The sequence below is a fragment of the Bdellovibrio bacteriovorus HD100 genome (assembly GCF_000196175.1).
Lineage (GTDB): Bacteria > Bdellovibrionota > Bdellovibrionia > Bdellovibrionales > Bdellovibrionaceae > Bdellovibrio > Bdellovibrio bacteriovorus.
This window is the reverse complement of record NC_005363.1, coordinates 1297382-1311438: the sequence shown is the minus strand read 5'-3', so window position 1 is coordinate 1311438 and position 14057 is coordinate 1297382. Positions and strand designations below refer to the sequence as shown.

Here is a 14057-nt window from a genome sequence, read left to right as displayed (position 1 = left end):
TCTTTTCTCGCTTTCACTGGGGAAAACCCCTATGCTACGCCCCATGGCACAACCCTCCAAACTGTACCGGTTTCGGATTGATCTTTCCGACATCGACCGCGGCATTTATGAACAGCTTGATTTCCGTCTGGCGATGCATCCGTCCGAATCCATGCCCTATATGCTGACACGGGCTCTGGCTTATGCCTGCAACTATTCCCAAGACCTGCAGTTTTCAGCGCAAGGACTGGGCGATCCCGAGTCCGCAGCCCTCAGCCACAGCGATGCCACCAGTGGCCGAACACTTTTGTGGATTGAAATCGGCAATCCCAGTCCGAAAAAACTGCACAAAGCCTCAAAGGCCTCGCAAGCCGTCAAAATCTACACGTACAAAGACGCTTCTCAGATTCTGCGCGACTGCGAAAAAGAAAATGTACACCAGCCCGAAAAGATTGAAATCTATCAGCTGGATGACAAATTTCTGACGACTTTGGGTGAAGAAAGTTCGCGGGAATTTCGTTTCAGCCTGATGGTGCAGGAAGGCTCCCTGACCATCACCCGCGGAGAAGAAATTCTGAACTCTGAATTCACAAGGTTTTATCTGAAAGATCCGGCATGAGCAGCGAAAGTCCTTTAAAAATCATCTATCAGGATGAAAACTTTTTTGCGATCGACAAGCCGTCAGGCTTCTTCGTGCATCCGCCCGAGCTATCGCCCTATCCTGTTCCGAAAGAACGTATTTGTCTGTGGCATCTGCGCAAGATGTTCCGAAAAGACGTCTTTCCAGTGCACCGTCTGGATGCACCGACCAGCGGCATTGTTCTGTTTGCAATGAGCCGCCAGGATGCGCGCGAGCTTAATTTCTTGTTTGCTGAACGCCGCATGCACAAAACCTATCATGCCGTGGTCCGGGGATTTGTGCCTGCATCCGGCAGCATTGATTTGCCTCTGGAAGTTGATGAAGGACAAAGCATTGTTGAGGCCCAAACGGTGTTCCGCAGTCTTGCACAGGTGGAACTTCCCTATGCAGTAGGTAAAAAATATCCGACTTCTCGTTATTCTCTGGTGCAGGCTCACCCTGTGACCGGACGCTGGCATCAGATCCGTCGTCATTTTGACCGAATCGCTCACCCACTGCTGGGAGACATCGAACATGGTGATTCTCACCACAATCGCTTCTTCAGGGACACTTTAAACATCAAAGGGCTGTGTTTGAAGGCGACCAAGATCGAAATGGAAAGTCCGTGGAACGGTCAGAGAGTGGTCATTGAGGCTCCCGCCTGCGACAAATGGAATCAAATCCATGAGCTTTTTTCCTGGAAGCCGCCAACATGAAGCCGATGCAATTTGCCTAAAAAACACCGTCCTTGTAGTATCGCAGCCAAATGGCGAACAAAACGGATCTTCCCTCCCTCACTTCGAACAACTCCAATTACGAATCTTTGGATCTGGCGGTTCGAAAAATCGATCTTATCTATCGCCAAAGCATCAATGGCGTGATTGTTATCTTCGCCAATGCCGCCGCTTTTTTGTATATCTCATGGAACAATGTCTCGCAGGCTTTTTCACTCACCTGGGTGTCCGTGCTGTTCACGTCCGTCCTGATCCGTCTGTCCATGCTATATCGCTGGAAGCGTGTGAAACCCACATTACGCCATGTGGATGAAACCCACTTCTGGCATCGAACCATGTGTGGGTTGCTGTTGATTTCCGGCCTTTGCTGGGCCGCCGTGGGTTTGGTCGCACCTTATGGATCCACCATTCAACAAATTCTGACAGCCCTGTTGGTGTGTTCGATGTCCGCTGGGGCGATGATCACCTACGTGTCTTCACGGGTGGCGATGATGTGTGTGGTGGCCCCCGCCATGCTGGGCTGGGGAATTGGCTATGTGACATCGGGACAACAGCACCACCTGCTGGTGGGAATGCTGGTGATGGTTTACTGCGGACTGATGATCGTCATGGGAAAAAACCTGAATCAGGCGATCATCAAACTTCTGACTTTGGATACGAAACTACAAAAAAATGAAGAGCATCTGCGCATGTCCATGGCTTCTTCCGATGCCTTGACCTGGGATTGGGACATGACGACTGACAGCCTTCACTGCGAAGGCAACGCAGCCCTTTTCCCCCTGGGCACCGAACAGCTGAAAACTCTGCTGAAAGAAAATCGCAGCGCCACTTTGGAGCTCGATACCGAAGCGATTTTCACTGACAGTTTTGGTTCAGCCCGCCACGTGGCTTTGAAGGGCCGTTTCTATCGCAACCCGGACAACGTGCCTTACCGGGCCACCGGGATCGCCTGGGACATCACCACCAAGCGCAATGAAGAACTGTTGCGCCGGGAACGTGATCTGCACGAAGCCGCCAACAATGCCAAATCCGTGCTGCTGGCCAATGCCAGCCATGAAATCCGCACTCCTCTGGCGGCGATCCTGGGATTTGCCGACACCCTGTTGCGCAGTCCCCATCTGGATGACCAAAGCCGCCGGGACGTGCAATCCATTCATCGCCAGGGGAACTTCATGGCCTCGCTGGTGAATGACCTGCTGGATCTTTCCAAAATCGAAACCAATCGTTTGTACATCCAGAAAGCCCCGATGAATCCGGCCCGAGAGCTGGAAGACTCTTTAAGTGTCATTCGTTCGGCGCTGGAAGATCAAAAACATGACATCCAAATTTACTATGAATCCCAGATCCCAGAAATCATTGAATCAGATTCAGTGCGCTTCCGTCAGGTGCTGATCAATCTTTTGTCCAATGCCGTGAAGTTCACTCACGAGGGCACCATCACCGTGCGCGTGGGCTTTTATTCTGACACGGACAACACCGGACATCTCACCATCTGTGTGACCGACACCGGTATGGGCATGGACGACGCCACTCAAAAAAATCTGTTCCAGCCCTTTGTGCGCGGTGAAAGCGCGGAAGTTCAGCGGGTGCAGGGTTCGGGATTGGGGCTGGCTCTATCCGAGCGTCTGGCGCGAATGATGAATGGCCGGCTGCGCCTGGTGTCTTCTGAACTTGGCAAGGGCAGCTCCTTTGAACTTTCCCTGAATGTCGGACCGGTTCACAAACTGAGACTTGTCACTCCCTCCAAACAAAAAAACCAGGCCCTGGACCGAGTGAAGATCGCGAAAGAAACAGGTTTTCTGAAAGACCGACGTGTGCTGGTGGTGGATGATTCCGAGGACCTGCGCCTGCTGATGAACCGCTATCTGCAAAAGCAAGGCGCCGATGTCGACACGGCCGAAAACGGAGAACAGGCAGTCTATAAAGCCATGGCCCGCCCCTTTGATGTCATTTTAATGGATATCAAAATGCCGGTGATGGACGGCTATAAAGCCACCACCCAACTGCGCACCAATGGCTACACTCGCCCGATTGTGGCACTGACCGCCCAAGCCAGTGTTGAAGGCCAGAAGAAATCCATGGAGCACGGCTTTGACGGCTACTTAAGCAAACCCGTGGATATGAATCTGCTAAACGATATCCTGTCCCGGGTGCAAGGGCCATTGAACTAAAGTTCGGCATCACGCGGTCCGGGCTGCTGACTTGAAAAATCCAGATTCAAAACCCGCTTGAGCTCGACCCGATCCAGCGGTTTTTGTAAATACCCATCAAACCCGGCTGCCAGACATTTTTCGCGGTCCCCTTTCATCGCATGGGCCGTGAGCGCCACGATGGGCCCGCGATATCCCTGGGTGCGCAGTTTCTTCAGTGCCTGAAAGCCATCCATCTCGGGCATCTGAATGTCCATCAGAATCACACTATAGGATCTGTCCAAGGCCTTACGCACGGCTTCGGCACCATTCTCAGCCGTCTCGATGCGTTCTTCCGGAATACCGGCCCGAACAATAAATCGTCGGAAGAGCTCGCGATTATCCATGGCATCATCCACCACCAGAATACTTTCAACCTGTCTGGAGGACACTTCCGCGGACTTATCATTCTTTTTCCCTAAGTCGCGGATCTGGGAGTCAGTGACTTCCCTGCCTAAAATTGAAATCAAAAAACTGCTGCCAATTCCCGCCGAACTGGTGTTCAAAATCACGTCACCACCCAGCAACCTTGCCAGCTTTCGGGACAGAAACAGTCCCAACCCCGTGCCGCCAAAGCGCCGTGTGGTCGAACTGTCCGCCTGGGAAAAAGGCTGAAACAGATTGTTCCGCTGTTCTGAAGAAATCCCGATGCCGGTGTCCGTGACCAAAAACTCGATGCGCTGGCGCCCGTCGCGACGTTTGCCATTATGGGACCGGGCCTCCATTTCAACAAATCCGGAATCGGTGAACTTGATGGCATTACCAATAACATTGATCAGGATCTGGCGCAGTCGCGTTGGATCGGACTGAATCTTTTTGGGCAACGGCCCCAGACGCAGTCTAAGCTCAATGCCCTTTTCCTCGGCCCGACCACGCAAAAGATGAATCACGTCATGTAAAAGATCCGGCAGATCAAAGACAATGCTTTCAATTTGAATGCGTTCGGATTCCACTTTGGAAATATCCAGAATCTCGTCCACGATATGCAACAACTGCTGGCCGTTGCGCAGGACCGTCTCCACCGCCTCTTTCTGTTCTTCCCGCAGACTTTCATCCTCTTTCAGGATTTCAGCAAATCCCAGCATGGCCCCCAACGGGGTGCGAATTTCGTGACTGACATTGGCCAAAAAGGCCGTCTTGGCACGACTGGCTTCTTGAGCCCGGTAATAAAGACGCGAGTTTTCAATCAACACCGCCAGACGGCGGCCGACTTCCTCGGCCATGCTCTGATCCAGAGGCGAAAAGTGCCTTCCGGGTGACGTTGTGATCAGACTGATGGTCCCCAGGGGTTTTTCATCCCGCAACAAAATCGGCACCGTCATGAATGCTTCTGCGTGAATAGGCCGTTGGGTCATGGCGGCCTCGGGCCCGAAGGTGGATTTCAAAAACTGATCCAGATCCACTCCGTTGATGATCTCTGTTTTGCGCGAGCGTATCACCTCGGCCGCACCATACGGGGCATCCCAGCGCAGAGGAAACCGTTCCCGCCAGCTTTGAATGAACTGTCTGTCTTCATCTGTTTTCGCGGCCACCTGGGTGTGGGAAATCTCCAGTCCCTCTTCGTCCATCAAGTCAACAATGCAGATGTCGGCCAGGGTCGGGATGGATTTTTCCGTAAACGCTTTTAGAATGTTATCCAAATCAAAAGACTGGGTCATCGCAAAGGTCAAGTCCGACAGAAAACCCATTTGCTGAGCGCGCAACTCTGCTGAACTGCGGGCGATCTGCTCTTTGACCAGAACAGCCCGCTGCTTTTCCGCCTCTTTCAGTTCCGTGATGTCTTCAGAAACGCCCAGCAAATACTGAGGACGGCCTTCCTTGTCAAAGACCGGAATTTTGCGGGTGTGCAAGTAGCGAACACCCCGGGCCGTGTTGATCTGCTCTTCGGGAATATCGACGATTTTTGATTCTTTTAATACATCCCGATCCTTGGTGGTGAAAAAATCCGCCTGTTCCTTCGGAAACAGATCATAGTCATTTTTCCCGATCAACTGACTGCGTGGAATCCCCAGCAGATTTTCGCCCGCTTTGTTAAAACGGACGAAGCGCAGGTCCCGGGCATCTTTAACAAAAACCATGGTCGGCATATTTTCAAATATCGCCATCAGAAAGGATTCTGATTCCACCAGTTGCCGCGTGCGTTCCGCCACTCTTTCTTCTAACAGGGATTTAGCCTCTTCCAGCTTCCTTTCGATGTCCTTTTGCCGGGTGATATCCTGAACCAGAGTGATAACGGTTCCATCCTCAAACATGGTCAGGCCCAGGCGCACCGGAACCAGATGTCCCTTCTTGTGAATGTATTCCTTTTCAAAAACCGGAACAGAGCCTTTGGTTTTCAGAATCTCTGCGACCTGCCGGCTTTGTTCAAGGTAATTGGGATGGGTCAATGTCTTCCAATTCAGCCTTCCCTCATTCAGATCTTCGCGGCTGTAACCAACCATCTCCAGAAAGCAATCGTTCGCATCGAGGATCTGACCGTTCATGTCCGTGGAAAGGATGCCGACTAACTTTGATTCAAAGATAGTTTTATAGCGTCGCCAAAGCTGGTTGTTCTGTTCCTGTTCTGTTGGCATCAAAGCTCCCCCCAACAATGGTAAAAGAGCTTACGGAAACCGTCATCGCCGCCCGGAAAGGCTGTCAACAATCACGGACCATCAAGAAAAGAACGAAGATTCTGCGCATAAAGTTTTTTTGACTCTGGCGCCGCCCAACGCAAAGCCTCTTTGGCACTTTTTCGGGCCTCGGAAGTATGCCCCAGAGCAGCCTGAGCCATTGTCAAATTATACCAAGCCACTGCTGACTCGGGCTGTAAATGGGTGGCTTTCTGTAAATTGTTGATGGCCAGGGAATACTGCTTTCGTGAATAGTGGATATTTCCCAGGCCCACATAGGCGGCCAGACTTTGCGGCCAGCGAGCAAGAATGCTCTGATAGGCCGTTTCAGCTTCTGAATTTTTTCCCAATGCCTCCAACGCCGCGGCCGCGGTCACATGGGCACGTTCCGAGGCGGTGACTGACAGTTGTCCAGCCGGTAGCACCACCAGCCCCCAGTAGTCACCCAGCTTCCACGAGCGTTCAAACTTGCGGATGTCCCAGCGCTTTCCCGCCTCCGGGCCTGAGTGCAGAATCACTTCTTCCCTGACGGGATCAAAACCATAGACAATGGCATAGTGCCACTGCGGAAGCCAGCTCACTGCGAGATTTTCAAAGACGATGACGGGATGTCCACCCCGCACTTCCCGCAGCAGATTCTGCACCCCTGTGACCGGCACCGCCATCATGCCCTGACGGCGGGCTCCGCTGATCATGTCTGTCTGCAGACTGCCCTTCATTCCCGGCGTATAAACCTGCGAGGTCACCGTCGACAAAGGCACGCTGTTTCCCGCCCAATGCAAAGCCATGGTCAAGGTGGCCGGGCCACAGTGACCTTCACTTTGTTCAATGAACGGCACTCCGGATATTTCTGTTTCTTGCGGGATCACCGAGCGCAGATTCAACGAGTCCACCTGCGGAGTTGTGCTGGCACAACCCGCAGTCACCAAAACTATACCTGTTATTTGGCGGATAAACTTCATCTTAGATTCGCTTAATCAGGAAGATGATCAGGACCACAATTAGAATGGTCACCAAAATGTCGCCTCCGGCTTTGGCTTCTTGGACCTGTTTAGACAGGTCATTGAGCTCAGCCACTGAAAGACTGGCAAGACGATCAGAGGCTTCCGCAGGAGAAAGTCCACGCTGAATCAAGGCCGCCTGCACATCGTCGCGGCTTAGGAATTCCTGCACCTGAGAGGTGGCCTCTTCCCTGTTCAACTCTTCGATGAGGGTCGTGGTGGGAAGCATGCGGTTGACTTCGGCAAAGGCCACTGCCGGTGCCTGAGAAATAAATGCCGCCATGGAAAGCGCACAAACCGTTTTAAAAGGTTTCGAAAACAACATAGAGCAACCTCCTTGTTCAGGCTCTATTATACTAAATCCCCGTTTCAAGCGCGGCAAAGATCGCCGCACCAATTTGCGAACTGGCATTGGATGTTTTTTCAGAGGGGAATCGTCAATTATTTCGACAAAAAAAGGAAATCAGAATCTCTGTCAGAGACGTGCTATTCTTTGGTCCATGATCAAGGAACTTTGGCATTCATTCCCACGTTTGCTGGAACAAAAAATCAATGCCCTGCTGGAAGAGGCTGAGCCGACTCCTGCCAAAGCCTTTCAACTTTATAAAACCTGCCAGCACGAAGGCCTGTGGAACGAATCCTTTGAAAAGTTTTCGGACCGTCTGGAGAGCTTCTTTGCCATAGCCCGCAGCGAACGCCGCAAATCCCACATGGATCAACTGCTGAATCGCCCCATGAGCATGGCCGTGTACGAAGGCTTTCATCTGAATTTTCGCAGCGGGCTGGTCAACAGCCATTCCGTCATGAACATCGTCAGCTGGGCCCACAATCTGATGCGCCTGGGGCACAAAACAGACAGCGCGGTGATTTCAACGGATGTCTTAAGCAGAACCCTGCACTACATCACGCACCCGCCATTCTTTGAAAAAGCCGAGAACATTGATTTTGATGATTTCTGTGCGGCATGGAGAAAAACCGTCTTCAGTCTGTTTGGAAAAAAGCACGATGCCGAATTCAACGCTATCGTCAACGAGCTGCGCTGGCTGAACACCCAGTTGAAAAGTGAAGAGCAGGCCATCAAAAAGACCGGCATTGTGCCGACCATCTATTTGACCCAGACTGAAATTGACTGGACGGAAGCTGTCGAAAAAGCCGTGTCCCTGAACCGCGAGATCCCGAAGTTTCCGCTGTCACGGGGACCGGAAAAACAAAGGCTGATAGATCTGGTTAGAACTATCAGCCTTTATAAAATCGTGCAAACCAGCCAGCACCCCGAGTTCCGAGAGCAGCGCGATAAAATCCGCGCCACCATTCTGGACCGCTGCGCCAGCTTGCTGCGGGAATGTGCGCGCTAAAGACCCGCTGGCGAAATGCGGTAAACGGCATCTCCGGTGATCTGATTGTCGGTGGTGGCCACCACACAGGCAAAGACCAACTCATTCTTTTCATTGATATCAATATCACCGGCAAAGCCCGGGAAGTCTTGCTTTTGCAGGATTTGCCCCGGCCCCAGATCTGTCGGGATGCTGTCGCCCTCGCCGATCAGACGCTTGACGCCGTCCTTGGAGGCCACATAAATCCCACGCAGGCCTTTTTCATTTTTCGCACGGAATGCCACCACCCCACTGGAGTTCACTTTCGGAGAGAACATCTCAATTTCAGAAATTCCGCCCTGCCCTTCACGAACCAGCGTTGTCATGCTGCCGTTTTCCCAGAGCACCAGGGACTTCCTGTTGTTCTTATCGTGACCAACAAAGGCCACCAGGCCGTTTTGAGCCATGGACACACCGTTACCAAATCCGGTGAACGGAGAATTCACGTCGCCTTTGTTGTCCTGAGCCACGATGATCTTGTCATATCCCTGTGGTGTTGGCTTCACCAGCAGGATCTGGTCTGATTGTTCATTGCCGATTTCACCACGCTCACCCACCCGAACCTTGAAGGCCCAGTGCTTTTTATCATTCACGGCCGGCTTAAACAGATAAGCGGAAGGAGTGCCAAAGTTTCTCTGACCTTCCATCGCAATGGTTTTAAGACCGCCGTTCACTTCATAGAAGCCACGGTCAAAATCTGTCCCCATGCCTCGGAACACCGAGGTGCCGTCATTCAAAGTTTGAACATACGCCATAAAAACTATTTTATGGGCCGGACCTGCCAGCTTTTCGATGGTTGTTCCAGATTTGGTATCGAACACGAACAGACCATCACTCATCACTTCGGTATAAGGGCTGTAAGTGATTTCCCCGCGGTCATTCACAGACGGATCTGACACATAACGATCTTCGGGGGCCACAAAGACAATTTGCCATTTGCTATCACTCTTGCCTTTGTACCACACGGCCTGATTGGGAGTGCCATCCACGGCCATCAACTTAAAGGTCACATCACCGTGGTTATTAATGGAAGGCGAGGTGTTGCTCAGATAAGTCAGAGGCGGCAAGTTGAATGTGTTGCGATAGTGCGCACGCACCTGCATTTCCGGCACCTGATAGGACGGCAAAGCCCAGGAAGAACTTGCCATCAAGAACAAAGACAATCCCAATGTTTTCATAGAAACTCCATTTCCCATGAAAATCATATGTCGAAAAACTGCTACAAAGCAAAGATGTTCCAGTCCTCAAGATTGTATTTTTTTAGAATCTTTTCCAGCTTGCCTGACGCGCGGTGAGTATCGAACCACTTGTTCAGGATCAACGGCAGCTCGCCGTACTCTGGATCTTTAGGATGTCCCACCAGCACAAGCGCGTTGTAGCCGGCCAAAGAGGTCGGTTGAATTTCAAAGCTGAGCAGTTGCCGGCGCAACATATTATAGCGAAGAACATTGTAGTCCCCCAAAGCCAGGTCCACCCGTCTTTCGGCGATCAGTTTGGTCATGCGGTCCCCGATCTCGCGGCCGGAGATTTTCAACGAACGGTTAAAGTCTGACGGCGGCAGCTGCATGAGGTTTTCATGGGCCAACTGGGCAAAAACAATGCGTTTGTCCGCCAATGAATCTGAATCCACCAGTTGCAGCTTTACACCGGGGGTGAACAGGGCGCCGGCAAGACTCATTCCCAGTTTCGGGCCGACGACCCGCAGATCAGGAGTATAACGAACCTTGGATATGGGGCTTATCACAAAGTGAACCTGCTGCTTTTGCAGAGCCGGCAGCAGTTTTTCACTGGGCAGGCTGACGATCTCCAATTTGAAATCACTTTCTTTGGCGGCACTTTCAAGAATGTCGTACAAATAGCCAGACCAGCCCGCCGGACCCATTTCACACAAATAGGGGCAAGAGGGAGTCAGTCCCACTTTGATGATGGCTCCGCGCTTGGGCTTGCCGTCGGCTTTGGCCTCTTTGATATGGATGTCCCGCAAGGACTGGAATCGAACTTTTTCCGTGGGCCGCCCCATCCAGCCTGGATAGAATTTCAGGGACTCCAGTGTGACCGGGAATGTCGGAATGAATTTCACAGGCTCCACTTTTCCATTCTTGAAGAATTGAACCACCGTGCGCGCCGTTTCCCGTCCCAGCTCACCACAGAATTGTGCTGAGTCAATCACCGTCAGTGTTTTGCTCTTGATGTTTTCAATGGAGGCCGGGTCCCCATCCACCGTCGCATGAATCAGCTTCTTATGGCCGGCATCCCAAAGGGTTTTGACAATGATCAGGCCTCCGCCGTCATTGTTGGTGAAGATCACATCCACACTGCCACGTTTGAATTTTTTCAGATAATCCTGAGCGGCTTTCAAACCGCCCACGGGTTCCACCGCCTCGAAATGACCAAGAACAGTGAACTTGCGGTTGCGGCTGCGAAGGGCGTCGAAGAAACCATCCATGCGCTCCACCGTCGCCGACACACGGAAATATTCAAAAGGCACGATTCTTAAAACTTTTTCCGGCGGAAACTGACTGTCGATATAAAGACCATTGTCCCACCCCGCCTGATAGTTGTCGCTGCTGATGAAAGAGGTCAGTTTGGCTTTGATGATGTACTGGTCATAAGCAAAGACCGGGATGTTCTTACTGTTGGCCTCCTGAACCCCTCGACTCAGGATTGTGATATCCGCCGGCTGTATCACGATAGCATCGGGTTTGGACTTTACCGCCTGATCCAACTGCTCTATTTGTCTGAGCAAACCATCACGGCCTTCACCCGCCACATAAGGAGTTAATTTAATTTGGTTTTCTTCATTGGCCTTGTTATACGCTGCCACCTCTTCTTCGAACCCCTGTCGCATGGCCACCTGACCGGGAATCTTCATGCTCCAGTATAAAATGGCGACGTTGTACGTGCGGGCCTGACTGACCCAAGAAGTCAGAAGCAGAGCCATGAAAAAGGAAAGAGCCAGTGTGTTCACAAACTGATTCTATAAATCCAGAGTTGAATCCACCAGCTCTCACCTTGGGGACGTCTTGATGATTTCGCAAACTTAATCAGGAACACTGAAGATACTCAGTTAGCTTTTTTGAAAATATGAATAAACTCACATCGTGTAGAAGAATTCTTCTTTGATGATTTTTCCGTCTCGGACTGTATACAGTGCGACCTCTTCCATTTTAATCCGCTTATTGGTTTTTTTCTCGGTGGCGTCCATTTTATAGTGAACGGCAAAGCGATCTCCGAAGGGAAATGGACCTTCCACTTCAATCCCGTGCATTTCCATTTGTTCGTCAAAGTCCTTGTTTTTCCTGCGAATCGCCTCCAGGCCGCGCATTTTTGCAGGCATGCCAGGCATCTCCATCGCCTCGTGGCTTTCAATATCAGGCGAATAAAGATCTTCAATGGCCTTCATGTTGTCGCCCTTCTTACACAGCTCAACCAGTTTCTTCCCTACGCTCATAGTTGCGTCTGTTTCCACAATTCCTCCTTGTAAGTTCGTGCGAACAATGATCCTCCCGTCATCGAACTAAACAAATATGTATCTGAGCAAAATTCCTTTTTACTAGCCCACGGAACATTTCGCTTGCCAATTGTATCGGCCATCGACACTCTTTATGCCTAACAACACTGTTCCCGTTAAGGTCTCAGCTTTGATTGACCTCACTTTTGAACGTTTATCTGTATAGGGTGAATTGAAGAATGAACGCAAAACCTAAGAAGAATCGGCCCATCGTAAAAAAACAAGGCGATGAAAAAACCAATGGGATGACCACTCCCACGACACTGGTGCTGGGCAGCCCAGGAACTCGTCATGTTCAGCTGGTAGACACTCAAATCATCGCGCCCTGACATTTTCAGAGTGGAATCAAGCAATTGCAGTCCCGCTGTCTAGCGACTGGCGATTGTCTAAACTTTAGAAGCTCTTTGCCGCTTATTTTTGCCGAAGGGTTCGGCACGGTCTTGCATTGTCTCAAACTCCTGTGGGAGAAGGGGGACCAATGCGCAAACGATATATCGTGCTGATTGTTGTGGGTTTCATCTTGGCAATCATACTGACACGTCCAAAGTGGACTGTGGAAGCCGAGATGCGTGAGCATCCCTCTTCGCGCGAAGGTGACGAAAAGGCCAATGGTTTTGACACGTCAATGGAGGCCCATGAAAGTGTCCCAGATTTAGACTATGATTCACAGAAGTGGTCCTCCTGGCTTAAAGCCGGCCAGGAGACCTCGTTGTAATTTTACTTGAGAACAACGTTGGTAAGACTCTCTGCCTCACCTTTTGTGATCAGGATGTCATCTTCCAGACGAACCCCGCCAAAGGACTTCCACTTTTCAGCCTCGGACCACTGAATGTGGTCCTTGTATTTTTCGCGGAGGTCATTGTCTTCAATAAACGCACGGGCGAAATAGCAGCCCGGCTCAACCGTGATCAGGTAATTTTCTTTTAACTCCAGATCCACACGCAGACGAGCTCCGTAATAGCGTTGTGGATTCACGTTTTCCGGATTGCCGGTGTCACGCACTTTCAAGCCCACCAGGTGACCCACGCCATGCGGATAGAATACGGAAATCGCGCCGGATTCCAAAGCCGCATCCACGGAGCTTTTCCAAATGCCCCACTGCTGCAAACCTTCAGCAATCACGCGGGCGGATTTCATATGAACATCACGCCACTGAGTCCCCGGGCGGCACAGGGCCACAGAGGCTTTATAAGCGTCATGAACCAGGTCATAAACATCCTTTTGCTGCCCGGTGAACTTACCATCCACAGCGAATACGCGGGTGATATCGACACAATAGTCTTCAATATCAGCACCGGCATCAACCAGCACCAATTCGCCAGAAACAACTTTCTTTTTGGTCGGAACCGCGTGCAAGATTGCCGCGTTTTCGCCACTGCCCACAATCGAACCGTAAGGCATCTTGTCAGCGCCCGCCATCAACACGGCGTTTTCATAATGCAATTGCAGTTCACGCTCGGTGATTCCCGGTCTTAATGCATTTTGCAACGCCTGATAACCTTTGTTGGCCATCGCAGCGATCTGACGAATCAACTGAACTTCGTGTGAATCTTTGCAACGACGAACCTGATCCAGCTTGATCGACAGTTCGCGGGTTTCGGCTTCAAATGACTTTTCTGATGTCTGTCCCAGGTGGAACACGCGCTTGTACGCCCCGCCCTGCAACTTCTTTTGCAGATCCACCAGAGTGTGTTCGCATTCAAAATTTCCTTCAGCGCCCTCCCAGACGATGTCCACGGGACTGAGTGGACGTTGATGTTCAATCCAGCCTTCGCTCACAGAATAAGCCATGACACCTTCATCACGGCGGTGTCCGGTCAGCCAGAAATAGGAGGGATGAGGCAGAAAATCATACGTCTGATCCAGGCCACCCGGCTTTTGCACGGCCTCACCACTGTGAATCAGGACCAGATCCTGGGGACCTAACAGGCCTTTCCAGGCGTCGGCCACTTTCCCCTGACGGGTCTTATAAACACTTTCAGCAAACAACATAGCGACCACCTATAAAACAAAGGCAGCTCGGGGCTGCCTTCGTCGTT

Annotated in this window: 13 protein-coding genes; 6 read left to right on the top strand and 7 right to left on the bottom strand. The window is 51.3% G+C overall.

Translation table 11 applies throughout. The features are described 5' to 3' along the window. Positions 1-43: 43 nt before the first annotated feature. The 3 genes from BD_RS06290 to BD_RS06280 are packed head-to-tail and all read left to right on the top strand — an operon-like array spanning position 44 to position 3503. Positions 44-598: a YaeQ family protein gene (locus BD_RS06290; protein WP_038451311.1), complete on the top strand. Its 555-nt coding sequence runs from the start codon at positions 44-46 to the stop codon at positions 596-598. Continuing rightward, positions 595-1314, top strand: a complete 720-nt coding sequence (locus BD_RS06285) for a tRNA pseudouridine(65) synthase TruC (RefSeq protein WP_011163877.1) — start codon at positions 595-597, stop codon at positions 1312-1314. The genes BD_RS06290 and BD_RS06285 overlap by 4 nt, the downstream gene beginning before the upstream one ends. Before the next feature lie 50 nt (positions 1315-1364). Beyond that, the gene (locus BD_RS06280; RefSeq protein ID WP_011163876.1) at positions 1365-3503 is read left to right on the top strand and encodes an ATP-binding response regulator; all 2139 of its coding nucleotides are present in this window, start codon (positions 1365-1367) and stop codon (positions 3501-3503) included. Here BD_RS06280 and BD_RS06275 read toward each other — a convergent pair. From BD_RS06275 to BD_RS06265, 3 genes are all read right to left on the bottom strand, one after another. After that, positions 3500-6094: a PAS domain S-box protein gene (locus BD_RS06275; RefSeq protein WP_157865660.1), complete on the bottom strand. Its 2595-nt coding sequence runs from the start codon at positions 6092-6094 to the stop codon at positions 3500-3502. The two genes, BD_RS06280 and BD_RS06275, sit on opposite strands and share 4 nt — an antisense overlap. Before the next feature lie 71 nt (positions 6095-6165). Next, complete coding sequence (locus BD_RS06270; RefSeq protein ID WP_011163874.1) at positions 6166-7095, bottom strand: PA2778 family cysteine peptidase; 930 nt, start codon at positions 7093-7095, stop codon at positions 6166-6168. A 1-nt stretch (position 7096) separates the two neighbouring features. Beyond that, entirely contained in the window at positions 7097-7459 is a 363-nt protein-coding gene (locus tag BD_RS06265; protein WP_038451305.1) for a PA2779 family protein, read from the bottom strand. A gap of 175 nt (positions 7460-7634) precedes the next feature. Between BD_RS06265 and BD_RS06260 the strand changes: the two genes are divergently transcribed. Next, positions 7635-8489, top strand: coding sequence for a hypothetical protein (locus BD_RS06260; RefSeq protein ID WP_038451304.1), 855 nt, complete (start codon positions 7635-7637; stop codon positions 8487-8489). Here BD_RS06260 and BD_RS06255 read toward each other — a convergent pair. The 3 genes from BD_RS06255 to BD_RS06245 all read right to left on the bottom strand — a co-directional run bounded on the left by BD_RS06255 (position 8486) and on the right by BD_RS06245 (position 11976). Continuing rightward, positions 8486-9685 carry a DUF7453 family protein gene (locus BD_RS06255; RefSeq protein ID WP_011163871.1) on the bottom strand — a complete coding sequence of 400 codons (1200 nt, stop codon included), beginning with the start codon at positions 9683-9685 and terminating at the stop codon, positions 8486-8488. The two genes, BD_RS06260 and BD_RS06255, sit on opposite strands and share 4 nt — an antisense overlap. Positions 9686-9726: 41 nt before the next feature. Further along, on the bottom strand, positions 9727-11475 hold the full coding sequence (locus BD_RS06250; RefSeq protein ID WP_011163870.1) for a substrate-binding domain-containing protein: 1749 nt from the start codon (positions 11473-11475) through the stop codon (positions 9727-9729). A gap of 126 nt (positions 11476-11601) precedes the next feature. Further along, complete coding sequence (locus BD_RS06245; protein ID WP_011163869.1) at positions 11602-11976, bottom strand: nuclear transport factor 2 family protein; 375 nt, start codon at positions 11974-11976, stop codon at positions 11602-11604. Positions 11977-12197: 221 nt separating this feature from the next. Between BD_RS06245 and BD_RS18160 the strand changes: the two genes are divergently transcribed. Then, the gene (locus BD_RS18160) at positions 12198-12347 is read left to right on the top strand and encodes a hypothetical protein (RefSeq protein WP_011163868.1); all 150 of its coding nucleotides are present in this window, start codon (positions 12198-12200) and stop codon (positions 12345-12347) included. A 149-nt stretch (positions 12348-12496) separates the two neighbouring features. Further along, on the top strand, positions 12497-12733 hold the full coding sequence (locus BD_RS06240) for a hypothetical protein (protein WP_011163867.1): 237 nt from the start codon (positions 12497-12499) through the stop codon (positions 12731-12733). Between the two features lie 2 nt (positions 12734-12735). Here the strand turns inward: BD_RS06240 and BD_RS06235 are convergent, their stop codons facing one another. After that, positions 12736-14010: an aminopeptidase P family protein gene (locus BD_RS06235; RefSeq protein ID WP_011163866.1), complete on the bottom strand. Its 1275-nt coding sequence runs from the start codon at positions 14008-14010 to the stop codon at positions 12736-12738. Between the last annotated feature and the right edge of the window lie 47 nt (positions 14011-14057).

Excerpts from the sequence above, each read along its gene's own strand:
- BD_RS06290 (WP_038451311.1), top strand. The coding sequence starts at position 44 with ATGGCACAACCCTCCAAACTGTACCGGTTTCGGATTGATCTTTCCGAC.
- BD_RS06285 (WP_011163877.1), top strand. The coding sequence starts at position 595 with ATGAGCAGCGAAAGTCCTTTAAAAATCATCTATCAGGATGAAAACTTT.
- BD_RS06280 (WP_011163876.1), top strand. The coding sequence starts at position 1,365 with ATGGCGAACAAAACGGATCTTCCCTCCCTCACTTCGAACAACTCCAAT.
- BD_RS06275 (WP_157865660.1), bottom strand. The coding sequence starts at position 6,094 with ATGCCAACAGAACAGGAACAGAACAACCAGCTTTGGCGACGCTATAAA.
- BD_RS06270 (WP_011163874.1), bottom strand. The coding sequence starts at position 7,095 with ATGAAGTTTATCCGCCAAATAACAGGTATAGTTTTGGTGACTGCGGGT.
- BD_RS06265 (WP_038451305.1), bottom strand. The coding sequence starts at position 7,459 with ATGTTGTTTTCGAAACCTTTTAAAACGGTTTGTGCGCTTTCCATGGCG.
- BD_RS06260 (WP_038451304.1), top strand. The coding sequence starts at position 7,635 with ATGATCAAGGAACTTTGGCATTCATTCCCACGTTTGCTGGAACAAAAA.
- BD_RS06255 (WP_011163871.1), bottom strand. The coding sequence starts at position 9,685 with ATGAAAACATTGGGATTGTCTTTGTTCTTGATGGCAAGTTCTTCCTGG.
- BD_RS18160 (WP_011163868.1), top strand. The coding sequence starts at position 12,198 with ATGAACGCAAAACCTAAGAAGAATCGGCCCATCGTAAAAAAACAAGGC.
- BD_RS06240 (WP_011163867.1), top strand. The coding sequence starts at position 12,497 with ATGCGCAAACGATATATCGTGCTGATTGTTGTGGGTTTCATCTTGGCA.
- BD_RS06235 (WP_011163866.1), bottom strand. The coding sequence starts at position 14,010 with ATGTTGTTTGCTGAAAGTGTTTATAAGACCCGTCAGGGGAAAGTGGCC.